This is a genomic window from bacterium, from assembly GCA_022763185.1.
Taxonomy (GTDB): Bacteria; Bdellovibrionota_G; JALEGL01; order JALEGL01; family JALEGL01; genus JALEGL01.
Genome location: JALEGL010000006.1, coordinates 376,958 through 392,184, shown reverse-complemented (window position 1 = coordinate 392,184; position 15,227 = coordinate 376,958). Strand labels below are relative to the sequence as shown.

Genomic DNA, 15,227 nt, shown 5'->3' with positions numbered 1-15,227 from the left:
CGCCTCAAATCAGTCGATCTATCTTTGAGGCCACAATAAAGTCGTTGATACTTAATCCCCCTCGATCATGGGTGGATAACATCAATAAAACCCTGCCCCAAGAAAGATAAATGTCTGGATGGTGATTTTGCTCTTGGGCAATGGCTCCCACCTGATTGACAAAATTCAGAGCTTGCTGAAAGTTTGCAAAACTAAACTCTTTCTCAATACAAGATTGATCTCCAGAAATCTCCCATGAATCAAGCTCTTTAAAGTATTGATGAATGGCTTGCTTATTTAACTTTTGTGCTGCAGGCGTGCATTGATGATTATTTAACATTCTTACTCCTATGCTAAAGAATATTGCCATAAAAAAAGGGGGCCTACGCCCCCTTTTTTAATCAATCGTTCATCCGCAATTTATGCGTAAATTGACTCTTTGTTGAAGTGTTTGGTTAACATGTAATAAACCACTGGACGATATTTATTTCTGTTAGATTGTCCGTAAGTATTCATGACAGTTTCAATGGCTTGATCCAGCTCTGGACCATCAGTTAAACCCAATTTGTTGATAAGAAAGTTTTTTTTCACCGTTTCAAGTTCTGATGAGTCTGAAGAAGATACCGTTGCTGCATCTGCATTAAAAATTGTTGGCCCACATGCTACAGTTACTTTTTCTAGCAAATCCATATCAGGGGTTACACCACATTTTTCTTTTAAATCAACCGCAAACTTTTGAATCAGTTCATCTCTTTTTTCGCTCATTATTCTTTCTCCTTGATACGTTTAAATATAGACAGCTTATGCTGTGCAGTCAAAACTAGATATATTGGCTCATTGTTATTCTGTCAAATCCTTACTTTCACTTTTTAACTTTGCTTCAGTTCTTATCATGAAGATTTTATTTAACGATTAACCTATTAAAAACTATAATAAAACCATTGATTTTTCTATTGAAAAAACTTTTCAAATTATTGTTTTAGACTTTATCTTTTTTTTGACTTCCATTATGAAGCAAGCGTGTTTACTTTTTTAACATTGTTTGGTTTTTGGCTAACGCTTTCACAAAAATTTGATCTATTGCACGTTTCTGAGGGGTTTATTCTTTGTGCAATTGTTAGTTTTATTACGCTAAACTACATCTTTCCAAAATCGCAAAGGCCTCCATTTTCATTGCTAAAAAGTCTTGCATTCCTTCGCTATTGTTTATGGCTCATATGGCAAGTGATTGACTCTAATCTTAAGATGATACCAGTCATTTTAAAACCCATCATGCCCATCAATCCATCAATCATTAAATTTGATCAAAAGTTGCCACATGTTTTTGCCCAATTGACACTGGCCAACTCAATTACACTGACCCCAGGAACCGTTACCCTGGATATTGAAGGTGATACATTTGTGATTCATGCATTAACCCATGATGCGGTCAAAAGCCTTTTACCCGATGGTTTACAAGGAGAAATGCAAGAAAGAGTGCATAGACTTTTTGAACACTCGGATCTTCATAACAAAAAGGAAGTGGCATGAGTTTCTTTCAAATCATGCTTTATATTTTATGCGCCGTTATGGCCCTTTCACTCTATAGAGTTTTTACTGGACCAACCTTGTTTGATCGATTGACAGGCATTGGCTTAATTGCAAGCAAAACGCTGGTTATTCTTTTACTGATAGGCATTGTCACCAATCAACTCACCTACTATATTGATATTGCCTTAAGCTACGCTATTTTAGGCTTTATAGGCCCCTTGGTTCTGGCTAAATTCATGCAAGACAAACAAGACCTTGAGCAGGATACACAGATAAAGGAAAACATAAAATGATTGCTCTACTTGGGAAAGTACTTTTTTTGATTGGCTTCTTTTTCACTTTTTTAGGCATCATTGGCGTTTTACGCTTTCCCGATTTTTATTCACGATTACATGCCGTAGGAAAATCAGATACTTTAGGCATAGCTCTAATGCTTATTGGCATTGCATTGCAACATGCTTTTAGCCTTGATACTTTAAAGATCTTATTCATTCTTGTTTTTATATTTTTTGCCAACCCTTTGCTAACGCATGCACTTTCCAGAGCAGCTTTAAAGTTTGGCTTAAAACCCTGGAAATTAACCGATGAAGAGAAACTTAAATGAATATTGATATTATCCTAGATCTGCTTTTGATTTTTCTGTTCTTGTGTGGAGCTTTTGCATTGTATGGCTCCAGTCTACTTAATGCAGTGATTATTTTTGGTGCTTTTAGTTTCTTCTCCGCGCTTATTTTTACTCTAATGGGCGCTTTAGACGTAGCCTTTACAGAAGCTTGTATTGGAGCTGCCATCACCACAATCTATTTTGTTACTGGGATATTTAAAACATCCAAACACAATGAGGTAGAATCGTGAAGCCAGGCCTATTTTTAAACTACGTCAGCAGAATAGGTAAGTTTGTCTTGCTCACAAGTTTTTTTTTGGTCCTGGCTTATGCAGCAAGTCAATTGCCAGATTTTGGTGACGCACAATCTCCTGCTTCGCGCCACGTTTCCCCCCATTATATCGAACATGGTTATGAACAAACTGGAGGTCCCAATCTGGTTACCGACGTACTTGCAGACTATAGATCCTTAGACACCTTGTTTGAAACTGCAGTTATCTTCACCTCAGCACTGGCTTGCTTGCTGGTATTGGGTTTTAGAAGGGATCGTCAACAATGAAATCATTTGATAGCAACATACTTAATCTTGGTGCAAAAATAGTCACACCACCCATGATTGTCTTTGCGTTCTATGTCTTTTTTCATGGCCACTATGGCCCTGGTGGAGGTTTTCAAGCTGGTGCTATTTTAGCTGCCGCTTATATGCTCAATAGAATGTGCTTAAAACCTCAACAAAACTTTGCTATTCCTTTACGTTTGCTCTTATTTGGTGCAGCTCTTGGAACTTTGACTTATTTTTTCGTTGGTGCCTTGAGTATGCCAACGTCTTTTCTGGATTACAGTATTCCTTTTGGTAGTGGTAAACACCGTGCTCTAGGTAGTCTACTTATTGAGTTGGGGGTTACTATCACCGTACCCAGTGCTCTGTGCTTAATTTTTGAATTATTAACCCGTGCCGCGATGGATTCAGAATCATGACTCAATACTTACTGATTTTTTTAATTTTATGTTTAGGGTTAAGTGGAGTTCTGTTTTGCAAAAACCTGATGAAAAAACTGATGGCGCTTAATATCATGCAAGTATCCATTATTTTGTTTTTTATAGCTATGGCTTACAAGAAGCATGGTTTAGCTCCTATAGCTCAGCATGCTCATGATATCAGTCATATTATCAACCCTCTCCCCCATGCCCTCATGCTAACAGCTATTGTTGTTGGGGTTGCAACCACAGGCTTAGCCTTAAGTTTATTGATTAGAATTCACCGTGCTTATGGCACCTTGGATGAGCAAGCGCTCATTAAAAAAGTACAAAAGGAATCATAACGTTATGGAATCACAACTGCCTATTGTTATTTTATCTATCCCTTTTATTGTTGCTCTTGGCTCTGCTGTTTTGGGCGCATTAAAAAAATCTAATGTCTTTCGTATTTTGTCTTGGGCTTATTTAATCAATATCGTTCTATCTTTTAAACTGTTGCAAAGCTGTTTATCCTATGGTTTTGTTAGCAATCATTTTGCAGGATGGATAACCCATCTGGGCATAAGTTTTAAGGTTAATCCAATTTTTGCCGTCTTGGCCATACTCATCAATTTCATTGCTTTTATAGTTGCGCTTTTTGCGTACCGTCGCTGGTCAGAGTTAAGCTTTAGTTTGTTTTCTATTTTATGCACGGCCTTTTTAGGTTTACTGTTTAGCAATGATTTATTCAACATTTATGTATTTATAGAAGTTTCAGCATTGAGTGCTTACGCACTTATGGCCATTGGAGGGGACAAAGCCACCTTGGCTGTATACAAATACTTGATTTTAGGTGTCTGTGCAGCTACCTTCTACCTTCTAGGTTTAGGCTTACTTTACTCACAAACGGGTTACCTTAATATTGATGCCACTGCTCACTTCTTGAGAACAGAAGTCATCAACTTAAGCATTATCCATATTTCTATCCTATGTTTCTTTGTTGGTTTAGCCATTAAATCCGCTCTTTTCCCAATGCATACCTGGATGCCTTCTGTCTACACATTTGCTCCAAGCTATATGGTGGCTTTTATTTCATCTTTGATGACTAAAATGAATATTGTGGTTTTTTTTAAATTATTTTTCATTGTTTTTCCACAAAACCTGATTCCGCACACGTTTTGGCCGGTTGTTCAAACATTGGCTTTACTTGGTGTGTTCTATGGTGCTTACCACGCTTACAAAACATCAGATGCCCGGCAAATGTTTGCCTACTCCAGTATTTCACAAATTGGCTTAATCTTTCTAGGTTTTTCTTTACAGTCTGACCTTGCGCTTTTTGCGGCTTTTTTTCATATTGTTATTCACGCTTTGATGAAAACAGCATTTTTTCTTATCAGTGAACAAACCATCAGCCATTCAAGAGATCAAAACTTATCTGACTTTAAGGCTCTATCTAAACAATCTAAATGGTTAGCAGGCCTAGCCATTATCAGTGGGGCTTCTATGGTTGGCTTACCACCATTCCCTGGCTTCTTTTCAAAGTTTTATTTGGTTTTAACTGCCTTAGACCAACACAATTATATCTTATTGGTACTCTTGGTTTTTGCCAGCTTAGCAACAGCCAACTATATTTTTAAATTCATTCAAGTTTGCTTTGAACCCAGAGAAGAAGCTGAAGAAGAAACCGTCCATAAAAGTTTAAACCTATCTAAAAAACTTATTTTTTCATGTTTGTTTTTTATTTTATTAGGAATTAGCGCTTATACCCCATCTTTGAAAAAACAATGGATGCATTATATAAAAAAACATAACCCTTCTTCTGTTACGCTAAATTCAACAGAGCATAATGTGGAGCATAGACCATGATATATCTATTGATTATTTTAATGTTGTTTGTTTCACTCATTGCCACCAGTACAATTCTTGAACGCAAACAGTTGAACTTGTTGCATACTGCCTTTGCCAGCATCATCACTTGTATTTTAGCCTACCTTTTTTATAACTTTCACTTTTTTCAATACAGTGAAATAAATTTACTCAACTTCTCTAAAAACTTCTCACTTGGTTTCTTTATGGATCGTCTAGGGCTTAGTTTTGCTTTACTGGCCAGCCTTTTGTGGACACTGACTTTGCTGTATGCCAAACCTTATTTTAAAAAATACATCGATGCCCCATTAAAAACTTTTTATATTTGTTTTGCGCTTTCTTTAATGAGCCTCTTTGGTATGTGTTTTTCAAAAAACCTATTCAGCTTTTTTATCTTTTTTGAATTACTCAGTTTGGTCACTTACCCACTGGTTATTCATAAACGCTCAGAAGATGCCTTTAAAGCTGGACGGAAATACCTAAGCTATACTTTAATGGGAGGGCAAGCCGCTTTGTTAGGAATGCTTTTTCTCTCGCAATCTATTGACTTAAGCTTTACACAAGACCCAACAATTGATGCTTCATTGGTTTACAATAAAGTTTTTATTGCTGGTTACCTTTTACTTTTCTTAGGTTTCTCAGTTAAAACAGCCTTGATGCCCTTTCATGGTTGGTTACCTTCGGCCATGATAGCACCCACGCCTGTATCTGCACTTTTACATGCCGTGGCCGTTGTAAAAGCCGGAGCTTTAGGTATTTTTCGACTCAACATTAATTTATTATCACCGGATATCATTGCTCAACTGCCTTACTATTATATTTTAATCATGCTGACAGCAGTCACAATTGTTTTGGCATCTCTGATTGCCATGACCCACCAACATATTAAAAAACGCTTGGCTTATTCTACAATTGGGCAAATCTCATACATTACTTTGGGTACATTGATTGGGTCTCCTTTAGCCATCATGGGTGCTTTTTATCACTTTTTTGCGCATGCTTTACAAAAAATCACCTTGTTCTGGGTTGCTGGTATCTTTCAAAGTCAAGAAGGGAAAAACTATATTGAGGAACTCAAAGGTTATGGTTATGCCTATCCAGTAGTCAGTATTTGCTTTTTTATCTGTTCTTTAGGTTTAGCTGGTTTGCCGGGAATGATTGGCTTTATCAGTAAAGAAAACTTGTTGCATGGTAGCATAGAGGCACATAAACCTTATTTATTGGCCGTGTTTTTGATCAGTGGTTTTTTAAATCTTCTATATTTAATACCCATCACCTTAAAATCTTTTGAAACCAGTGCAAACCAAGAAAAACCTCAAAAAGTTAAACTTGCTTTAGGTATGCTGGTTCCACCTATTATAACCACATTGATTGCTCTTGTTTTTGGTTTCCACCCAGAACTCTTAGAAAAGGTTTTATTGCCATGAGTCCATTCATCATAACGTTGCTTAAACAGTTTATTTTAGGTTCTAGCGTAATGCTTGCCATTATGATCCTGAGCAATTGTTTAATCTGTAAAAAACAATCTTCTAATAATGCCGAAGGTATAGACCATGATTAACTTGATTCACTATTTACCTGTTATTTTTGTTGTATGTCTATTTGTCAAACCTCCTTATTTTTCATGGCTATGGTTAGGCAATTGTTTGTTGCTTGTAGCTACGGTTATAGCTGAACATGCAAGCGGCTTACAAAACCTTATCTTGCTAAATTATACAGCTGTTGCTCCTCATCATTATTTCCAACTGACACTACTTATTGCTCTATCTTTTTCAGCCCTGATAAGTTTTAAACAGGTCAATAAACTTGCTGCATTGGCTGCTTACTTTATTGCATACTATGCTTTTGAACTATTAAGCACCTCAACATGGACTGAGTTTATTTTACACTTTGAACTGGTTGCTGTATTTTCTGCCTTGCTTATTTTTTCACGCAATACCTATACTGCTCAAAAAGCTGCATTTTCTTACCTATTGTTACAAGTTTTTGCCGCTTCTTGCTTAATTGCAGGCAGTTTAATTGTTCATGACAATACCTTGTTACACTTTAAATGGGGATATGATTTACCCACTTATCTTATCTTACTGGGTTTTTTAATCCATGCCGCTGTTTTTCCCTTTCACTATTGGTTCATTCATACTCAAGAAAAGTCTTGTATCAACAGCAAGCTACTATCTCACATCACCTTACCGCTACTAAGCATTTTTGCCATGACCCAGCTTCTCTCTGGTCACCCTTACCTTATTTATGTGGGAATTTTATCCAGTCTTTATGCTGCAATTTATTTATTGATGCAAAACACTTTGCCAGCAATTGTTTCTTATTTTAGTCTTGTTTTACTGGGTTTGGTTGTAAGCGCTGTCGGTGTTGGAACTGCTTATTCTACACAATCAGCATTTTTTTTAATTATTACCACTTGTTTTTCATTTTTGGGTTACTCAGCACTTATAAAAAATCAGGATTCTGAAGACCAAAAATCTTCTGATTTATTTGAACTAGACAACAAACAACAGACGCTGTCTCCTCTTAACAGCGTTTTTTGGCTTGTGTTTTCAGTCTCTGCTCTCGGCATTCCTTATTTGGGTTACGGATCTACTGCAATCACATGGTTTTACAAAGCTTTAGATGCTCAAGAAAGCTTAACCTGGCTCAATTATGCATTGGCCTTTATCTATATAACTTTACTTTATAGTTTGGTTTTAAAACCGATGCGCTTTTTCAATTTTAAAAGAATTTTAAAGCAAGGGTCTCTCCATAGAGCTTTGGAATATATCTTGGCGGTATTACTTTTGTCGCTTACTGTTTATACGCATATCAATGCCCCACAAGATTATCTTACCATTTTCTCTGAATATGCCGCCAAACATTTTGCCCTTCTTTTTGGTGCTTTACCGCTATTTTTTATCTTTAAAAAGATGCTTACACAGTATAGCCAACAAAGTCCTACAGATATTTTTACAAAACTAAGACTACCCATAATCAGCAAAGACCCAACAAAAGTGAGACGTTTTCTCTACTCACCCAAAATATCTGCGCCTCGTGTAAAACTGTTTTACTTTGAATCCATTGAAAATAGCATGAGCTATGTATTGGTTGTTTTTATTGTCTGTATGGTTTTATTTTTATGGCTTTAAATAAGTTATCTCTTACTCAGAGACCTGCTGACGCTTGATTTGTTGTAAGTACTGCTGGGCAAAGCCATTTTGTGGGTTAATTTTTAACACTTGTTGAAAAAAAACACTGGCTTTTTTATAATCTTTTTGGGCATGGTAGAGTTTTCCTGCGGTATACAACAACCGTTCATTATTCTGAAAGCGGTTGATGACCTGACCCAAAAGCCACTGCGCTTTTTCAAAGTCCTTCATCATAATAAATAAAGTTAAAAAATCACTAAACTCTTCAATATTCAGTTGCTTATAATCTAAAGGCTTTAGTACAGCATACACTGCTTTTTTATTGTTTTCTTTTAACCAGACTGATCGTGCAATTTTAATTCGATAATATGGCTTAGCACTTATGGCTAAAGATTTTTGATAATGTTCAATAGATTTTGCATACTGTTTTTGATTAAAATAAATATCACCCAACTCACTATGCGCAAAATCACTATGATCATAGGCTGATGCAACATCCGACCAGATGACCTGTGGACTGTAGTATTTTATATTTTGTAAACAAGTTAAGGCGATAAAAACAACAGTGATCGGGATAAACACGTATTCAATGGATAGCTTACTTTTCCATTTTTTCAATGCCCCTTCAACAAGCAACACGCTTAACACAGCCAAGGAAGCAACGGCAAAATACATCCTGATTTGATCTTCTATATTGTACAAGGGATAAAAGGAAGTATGTGGCAGCATGGACAACCAAAAACCAATAATAAAAAACTTGGCAATAGGTAAAACGTTTTTCTTAAATAGCACAAAAAAACTGACGCCAATTAGTATAGTATACAGCGGAGTATAGCCGTTGATCAACTTGGTCACAGGTAAGGGATCATTCATTAAAAAAGGCTCAGGATTAAAAAACCACATGATATAATGCAACACAGAGCGCATTGAACTTAAAAAATAAATATCTTTATCAAACACTCTATTTTGAGTCATTTGCCCTAAACTTGGTGCCAACAATTCTTGAATGTAAAACAATCTAAACCACAACAATATTCCTGCAAAAATAAAAAGACTTAAAAACAGGAACCTTTTTTGTGCAAACGTCTGCTCCTGATTTTTTTGATTCAATACCGCATAGCTAAACAATAATGCAGGGTAGATAATGGCTATTTCTTTACAGAAAAACGCCAGTGAAAATAAAACCACTTGCAGCAATACAGAAACATACTTATACCAACGACAATAAGCATAGTGACACAAACCTAAAAACATAAAAAAAACAGCAAAACTTGTACTGCGTTTCCACACAAACTGTACTGCCAGAGTCTGTATAGGGTGAATTAAAAAAAGTAAGGCCATGTAAAAAGCATATTTAGGCTTCACTTTAAAAGAACGGATAAAGTAATACAACAAGATACCGTTGCTGATATGCACCAACAAATTAATCACACGCCATGAAAAAAAGTTAGCGCCAAAAAGTTGAGTATTCCACTGTGATAGTTGCATTAAAATAGGTCTGTAGCCGGCAAAGCTTTGCTGACCATCTAAAAATAAAACATGAAACCAAGATGGCTTTGGTCCGGATAGCAGCCAATGGTTGTTTTGAAAAAGAACAATGTCATCAAAGTAAGCTGGAGCATTTAAAAAAAAGACATAAGTCAATAACGGCGTTAAAAAAAGTAAGTATTTGTATTTATTTTCTTTTTTAAACATAGCGTGCCCAATCAATCTAAAGCATAAAAATCTTTACTGTTAAAACTTGTCACCAGGATAAAACAATAAATATTGATCAATTGCCTACTCTGAGGAATAATGGCATCCATGATCAGAGAAAAGCAATTTTTGATAAAATTAACAATTTTAGCATTGTCTCTTTGTTTGTCCGCATGTGCAAGTAAAGCGCCTCAAAAGCATAATATTTTTAAACGCCACTACGGCAATGATGCCATAAAAAATGAACTAAACCAACTGCTTGAAGATAATTATGCTGAAACTCAAGCCATTTCTGTCTACTACATGACCAATAGAAAACAAGGTGATTTTAGTTATAACTGTGGCCCCAACACTTTTGAGAATAATGTCGATAAAACAATTCATTTTGGTGCGTGTAAGGTAAGTGTCCCCACCAACCATCTTGTGGGTGATATCAGTTACTCTCAAGACCCAAGAGCCAGCTCTCATCAGAATTATAAATTTTTGCAACACAATGCTATGCAAGAACATGAGCTAAGTTCACAATTGAGTACTTTTCAAAATGATATTCTGGTTTTCGTACATGGATTTAATGTTCCCTTTGAACAAGCTGTGTTAAGGGCAGCACAAATTAAATATGACCTAAAATTTAAAGGCGAAATTGTCCTGGTATCATGGCCGGCCGGCGCCGAAGGTAGCAGTTATATGATTCATAAAACTTATGCCAAAAATAAAGACAACAGTTTAAAATCATATGCCTTGATTCATCGCATGGTAGATATTTTAGTACAATCCCAACATAAAGCACATATTTTAGTTCACTCGATGGGACATCAAGTATTCTTGCCTGGATTGGTGAGTTATTCTCAGAAAAACCCTGAAATCATTAAACAGGCACCCATCTTTGCAGAAGGTATTTTTCATGCTCCAGATATTGCTACCCAAAAAGCTGTTTTGTACTTTAAAAATATACGTCAATATTTTGATAGAACGACAGTATATTGTTCGCACAAAGATTATGCGATTACAGCTTCAAAAATTTACAATGAAAATCAACGTCTGGGACACTGTTTTAACCTTGCAAATACTGATGTTATTAACGTATCCTTGTTGCACGAGCAGTTGCAAAGCTTAGATTATTTGGGACATAGTTATTATGCTTCAAGAGCTCTTTTAGGTGATATGTTTCAAGTACTCTTAAGTTTAGATGCAAAAAAAAGATTGTTTATCCGTAGTGCGGAGCCATATGCTCCAGAAAATTATTTTTTAAGACCTTAATATAATAACTTTGACTGTTCTAAGAAAAAGTAAACGTTTTACAAGTTCAATTCCAGCATACTTTTATGCCTATGGGAAAAAACGATCTGCTGTTATTGAAAATTTTTCACATACAGGTATTTTTTTAAACGCTCAAACTATCTTGAAAAATAACAGTTCTATTACCGTTTTTTTTAGTCACAATGGTTTCCAACACAAAGTACAATATAAAGTGGTTCGCCCACAACTGGAAGTTAATTTAAAAACCAATAAAACCTACCCCAGAGGAATGGGCCTTGAACTTAACGATCACAAAAACCCTTTTCCTATTTTTGCCAACTACACAAATATTACACCTGATACTCAACAAATCTCTAAGCATGAATCCTCTCATATCATAGTTTTTAACCATGTTTTTGATTTTATTAACCTTTACCATGCACAAATTACCAATCTAAATTTAACATTTTTAAACAAACAAAAAATTCCTGTAAGAACAAACATCAATATTGTTATCCGAACTAAAGATCAAAATTTTAGCTGTAGTTTTAGTGTCTCGGTTACCAAACTTGTTAAAGACATTTATAGTAAGCACTACTATGTCTACTGTGAGGTTGATCAAAATACTCAAAAACAATTGCAATTGCTTGTTGATGAAACACTCAGTCAACATAAGCTATACAAAAATCAACCTATTGCCAATAAAGGTAACTTACTTCAACATCCTTTGGCTAAAATAATCTTAAACTCTATTGACATGAAATACTCCGGGATGCTCAACATCTCAAATTTTGAAAAACAAAGCATCGCATCTTTTTATTTTAAAGATGGTCAATTGCTGCATGTGGAAACCAATAGCAAACAACGTTTATTAAAGGTTATTCTCAACTCAAACTCCATTTCTGCTAAATCAAAGCAAAGTATCTTAAAGCAAAATTTGAATTTAAAAAAGCCTATAGATCTTAGAGATTATCTCATTAGAAAAAACATTCTGTCTGCTGATTTAATGTTTAATTTATGGAAACAGTATTTATTAAAAAACTTTCGCCACTTGGCCAATATGTTGAACTTAAATTACTACTTTATTAAAAAGTTACCCAAAGAAATCATTGCGCTTAATGAAACTTTAGAAATTAAAAATAATATTTTTGCTCTACTCAATGGCTACGATGACATCTTCTTAAAACATTTTAGTCATTTCTCAACTGAAAAACATTTCACTATACACAAGCAAAAACTTTATCTTTGGCCACAAATGATTTTAAACCTTCATCATCTAATTACCGAGCAAACAATTTATGATCAAGAAAAGCTAGCCAAGGCGCTCTCTATCTCACAAAAAGAAAGTCGCGCCTTGATTTGCTATTTAAGTTTTATCAATGAACTTATTGTCATTGACTAAAATAACTATGTTATATCCTCAAAAGATAGGATCAATCAACCCACTTCAATTCAACTCTTCTGTTTTGAGCTCTGCCACCGGCTGTTTTATTGCTTGCTATAGGCTGACTTTCACCATAGCCTTTGGCAACCATTCTATCCTGCGGTACACCTTTGCTAACCAAATAAGTCATCACAGACTTTGCTCGTGCATAAGAAATTTTTTGATTAAATTCTGCGGCACCAACGCTATCGGTATGACCTTGTATCTCAATACGCACCCTTGGAAATTCTAAAAGTTCTTTTGCCACATCTTCTAAAATAACCATTGAGTTTAAAGTGAGTTCTGAACTTCCAGATTTAAAGTTAACTCCTTTTAAAACACCTCTTGATTTAACCACTTGGGGACAACCCTTGATATCCACGGATTGACCTTGTTCTGTGTTTGGACATAAATCTTCTACATCAGAAACCCCATCTTTATCACTATCTCTTGGACAGCCTTTTTCATTAACGGCAATACCATTGGGCGTATCCGGACAAGCATCGTCTTTGTCTTCCACCCCATCTTCATCTGCATCCAATAGACAGCCTTTTTCATTCACTTTACTACCTGCAGGTGAATTTTCACACTGATCAATACCATCAAACACACCGTCTTTATCCGTATCAATGCCACAACCTTTGGTATCGACTTTAGCTCCTTGGGGTGTTTTATTGCATTGATCAATACCATCAAATACGCCATCTTTATCCATATCTATTCCACAGCCTTTGTTATCAACTTTAGCACCCATGGGTGTTTTTAGACATTGATCAACATTATCTCTGACTTTATCTTTATCTGCGTCTTTATGACCACCGGTTAAGTAAGAAATACCTCCAGTAAATTCATAGTTCTGCTGATGTTCCGTTAACACTTCAGCATAAACATAACGCGCGTCTGCTCTAAATGCCCAATTTTCACTGAAGAACACTTTAAAACCCAAACCAGTATTAATTGCCAAATCATTACTTTGATTGATGATTGGATCAATATCGGTTCTTAGCCACCCCATACCCAAAGTAAGGGTGGGTGTGAATCGTACATTTCTAAAAAAATGGTACATATAATTAACATTGAGTGTATTTAATTTTGCATTGGATGTGGTTAATGCCTCTGTGGGTAACATCTGGTAAGCCAATTCAAAACTGGTTTTATCTGAAGCAAAAATTCCAAAACGAAGACCATACAAAGCCGCATCTTTAGGCTCAGTTTGACTAAAAGAGTCTAACGTCGCATAACCACCATATGCACCAAACTCCATTTTTCCCTGAGTTAAATATTGAGCAGGCGCATTGACTGCCAAAAGAACGATTAAACCATAGATATATTTTTTAAACATTTTAAAACCTTTCAATGTGTTTTGTACGCTCAGAGTCTACTATATTCACTGCAGAAATAAAAAATTTTAAGCTCTCTACAAAAAATGATTTTGCCATTTAAACCAACAGCCTAATACTTTTTACCTCCATGCCGATATGCTCTAAAAATGTTGTAATCCATTTTAAGCTGTAAAACTTGTTCCAAATCCCAGTCTTTATACGCAAAATAATCGACAATACGAATCAAAGCATCCACCAATTCAACAGCCTCGCCTTCAGGCTTTAAGCTCTGCTTAGCAATAGCCTCTATATCGGTGACCTTTACCCCGGATTCTGTTTGAGCATAAACCGATGGAAGGTCCTGACGCACACACTCTGTGGCTTCAGACAACTCCGTTACCATTAACATATGCATTTCTAAAGACGACCTGTCCTTGTCATACCAACCTTTTTCTTTGGCTGTATCATGGACAGCTTTGGCTAATTCATTGATTGTCATGACTATAAACATACTTAAAAATAAGTTCTTGGTCTAATTTATCTTTTACTCAATAAAAAAGGGCCTAGCAATAAAGCGCTAGGCCCTTAAACATAATTAGAACAATGTATTATTTTTTATAAAAAGTTAACCGTCAAACCTGCTTGCGTTTGAGTGTCTAATTTTTCGGCTCCAGTCACTGGATCATTGTCAAATCTCATGGCGTAACCTACTTGGAAACCAACTTTATCTGTTAGTTTCGTAATGAGGCCCGTTAAAGTATTAAACCTAAAGTCATCACTTTTTTCCAAGTTGTACAATAATTCAACGGTCTGAGAAAAGTCTGCCCAATCAGAAATTTTACGTTTGTAAATCCCAAATACACGGGCAGAATGAATATCCGCTTCTACGCCAGTTGTTCGATCTTCACGGGTATAGTCATAACCCAGTTCATAACGTAAAAAGTCTTTTTCTTTTTTAATGACTTCATGAGCAAAACCAGAACCACCACCAAAACGCCATTCAAATCCGGCAGGTCTATCTTGACCCAAATGCCCATAGCCAAATACGGCCATGCTGTCATTCAAATAACGATCATATCTTAGTTGTGTTCTCCAGTTTTCCGTGTTGGTACTGGTCACACCTGCATCGTCTTGTGCACGACCATAGGCACCAATACCCGATAACTCAACCTTATTCATTCCTGCTCTGTTTACCACAGAAAATGATCCGCTAACCGTTTGGTTAACAGCGTTACCCGTGTTAGCTACACCACTTAAACCTGCATTGGCTTTCCAACCCATATCATCTGCTTTAACTTCTGGAGCAACTTCAGTTTGCGTTGCAGCTTGAGTTGCCGTTTTTTCTGAAAGATCTTCAGTGGCTTCCTCATCTTGAGCGTAGGCAGCTGCACCAAGAACTAAAATTAAACTTAATAAAATTTTTTTCATTTTCTTTATCCCTTTCAAAAATACATCTGAATTTTTTATTTATAAAGTTTGAA

Annotated in this window: 18 protein-coding genes; 12 read left to right on the top strand and 6 right to left on the bottom strand. The window is 35.9% G+C overall.

Going from position 1 to position 15,227, the window contains the following annotated elements:
• Positions 1 to 4: 4 nt before the first annotated feature.
• On the bottom strand, positions 5 to 319 hold the full coding sequence (locus tag MRY82_04580) for a 4a-hydroxytetrahydrobiopterin dehydratase (GenBank protein MCI5072204.1): 315 nt from the start codon (positions 317 to 319) through the stop codon (positions 5 to 7).
• An 80-nt stretch (positions 320 to 399) separates the two neighbouring features.
• Positions 400 to 744, bottom strand: a complete 345-nt coding sequence (locus MRY82_04575) for a DUF2853 family protein (GenBank protein MCI5072203.1) — start codon at positions 742 to 744, stop codon at positions 400 to 402.
• Between the two features lie 255 nt (positions 745 to 999).
• On the opposite strand from MRY82_04575, the gene MRY82_04570 reads away from it, so the two are divergent.
• The 10 genes from MRY82_04570 (at position 1,000) to MRY82_04525 (ending at position 8,070) form a co-directional block, all read left to right on the top strand.
• Positions 1,000 to 1,509, top strand: coding sequence for a Na+/H+ antiporter subunit E (locus MRY82_04570; protein MCI5072202.1), 510 nt, complete (start codon positions 1,000 to 1,002; stop codon positions 1,507 to 1,509).
• A complete protein-coding gene (locus MRY82_04565; GenBank protein MCI5072201.1) occupies positions 1,506 to 1,802 on the top strand; it encodes a monovalent cation/H+ antiporter complex subunit F in 297 nt (98 codons plus the stop codon). Before MRY82_04570 ends, MRY82_04565 begins: the two co-directional genes overlap by 4 nt.
• Complete coding sequence (gene mnhG, locus MRY82_04560; protein ID MCI5072200.1) at positions 1,799 to 2,113, top strand: monovalent cation/H(+) antiporter subunit G; 315 nt, start codon at positions 1,799 to 1,801, stop codon at positions 2,111 to 2,113. Before MRY82_04565 ends, mnhG begins: the two co-directional genes overlap by 4 nt.
• Positions 2,110 to 2,364: a DUF4040 domain-containing protein gene (locus tag MRY82_04555; GenBank protein ID MCI5072199.1), complete on the top strand. Its 255-nt coding sequence runs from the start codon at positions 2,110 to 2,112 to the stop codon at positions 2,362 to 2,364. Before mnhG ends, MRY82_04555 begins: the two co-directional genes overlap by 4 nt.
• Positions 2,361 to 2,672 (top strand): hypothetical protein, encoded by a 312-nt coding sequence (locus MRY82_04550; GenBank protein ID MCI5072198.1) that lies wholly within the window; start codon positions 2,361 to 2,363, stop codon positions 2,670 to 2,672. The genes MRY82_04555 and MRY82_04550 overlap by 4 nt, the downstream gene beginning before the upstream one ends.
• Positions 2,669 to 3,091: a cation:proton antiporter gene (locus MRY82_04545; GenBank protein ID MCI5072197.1), complete on the top strand. Its 423-nt coding sequence runs from the start codon at positions 2,669 to 2,671 to the stop codon at positions 3,089 to 3,091. Before MRY82_04550 ends, MRY82_04545 begins: the two co-directional genes overlap by 4 nt.
• A complete protein-coding gene (locus MRY82_04540; protein ID MCI5072196.1) occupies positions 3,088 to 3,435 on the top strand; it encodes a cation:proton antiporter subunit C in 348 nt (115 codons plus the stop codon). Before MRY82_04545 ends, MRY82_04540 begins: the two co-directional genes overlap by 4 nt.
• A 4-nt stretch (positions 3,436 to 3,439) precedes the next feature.
• Positions 3,440 to 4,936, top strand: a complete 1,497-nt coding sequence (locus MRY82_04535) for a hypothetical protein (protein ID MCI5072195.1) — start codon at positions 3,440 to 3,442, stop codon at positions 4,934 to 4,936.
• Positions 4,933 to 6,363 (top strand): hypothetical protein, encoded by a 1,431-nt coding sequence (locus tag MRY82_04530; GenBank protein ID MCI5072194.1) that lies wholly within the window; start codon positions 4,933 to 4,935, stop codon positions 6,361 to 6,363. The genes MRY82_04535 and MRY82_04530 overlap by 4 nt, the downstream gene beginning before the upstream one ends.
• 126 nt (positions 6,364 to 6,489) lie before the next feature.
• Entirely contained in the window at positions 6,490 to 8,070 is a 1,581-nt protein-coding gene (locus MRY82_04525) for a hypothetical protein (protein MCI5072193.1), read from the top strand.
• Between the two features lie 12 nt (positions 8,071 to 8,082).
• On the opposite strand, the gene MRY82_04520 is transcribed toward MRY82_04525, so the two are convergent.
• On the bottom strand, positions 8,083 to 9,765 hold the full coding sequence (locus tag MRY82_04520) for a tetratricopeptide repeat protein (GenBank protein ID MCI5072192.1): 1,683 nt from the start codon (positions 9,763 to 9,765) through the stop codon (positions 8,083 to 8,085).
• A gap of 129 nt (positions 9,766 to 9,894) precedes the next feature.
• On the opposite strand from MRY82_04520, the gene MRY82_04515 reads away from it, so the two are divergent.
• Positions 9,895 to 11,022 carry an alpha/beta hydrolase gene (locus MRY82_04515; protein MCI5072191.1) on the top strand — a complete coding sequence of 376 codons (1,128 nt, stop codon included), beginning with the start codon at positions 9,895 to 9,897 and terminating at the stop codon, positions 11,020 to 11,022.
• A gap of 10 nt (positions 11,023 to 11,032) precedes the next feature.
• The gene (locus MRY82_04510) at positions 11,033 to 12,403 is read left to right on the top strand and encodes a PilZ domain-containing protein (protein ID MCI5072190.1); all 1,371 of its coding nucleotides are present in this window, start codon (positions 11,033 to 11,035) and stop codon (positions 12,401 to 12,403) included.
• Positions 12,404 to 12,434: 31 nt separating this feature from the next.
• Here the strand turns inward: MRY82_04510 and MRY82_04505 are convergent, their stop codons facing one another.
• From MRY82_04505 to MRY82_04495, 3 genes are all read right to left on the bottom strand, one after another.
• Positions 12,435 to 13,766, bottom strand: a complete 1,332-nt coding sequence (locus MRY82_04505) for an OmpA family protein (GenBank protein MCI5072189.1) — start codon at positions 13,764 to 13,766, stop codon at positions 12,435 to 12,437.
• Positions 13,767 to 13,876: 110 nt separating this feature from the next.
• Positions 13,877 to 14,257, bottom strand: coding sequence for a hypothetical protein (locus MRY82_04500; protein ID MCI5072188.1), 381 nt, complete (start codon positions 14,255 to 14,257; stop codon positions 13,877 to 13,879).
• Between the two features lie 104 nt (positions 14,258 to 14,361).
• Positions 14,362 to 15,174 carry a DUF481 domain-containing protein gene (locus MRY82_04495; GenBank protein MCI5072187.1) on the bottom strand — a complete coding sequence of 271 codons (813 nt, stop codon included), beginning with the start codon at positions 15,172 to 15,174 and terminating at the stop codon, positions 14,362 to 14,364.
• Positions 15,175 to 15,227: the final 53 nt, after the last annotated feature.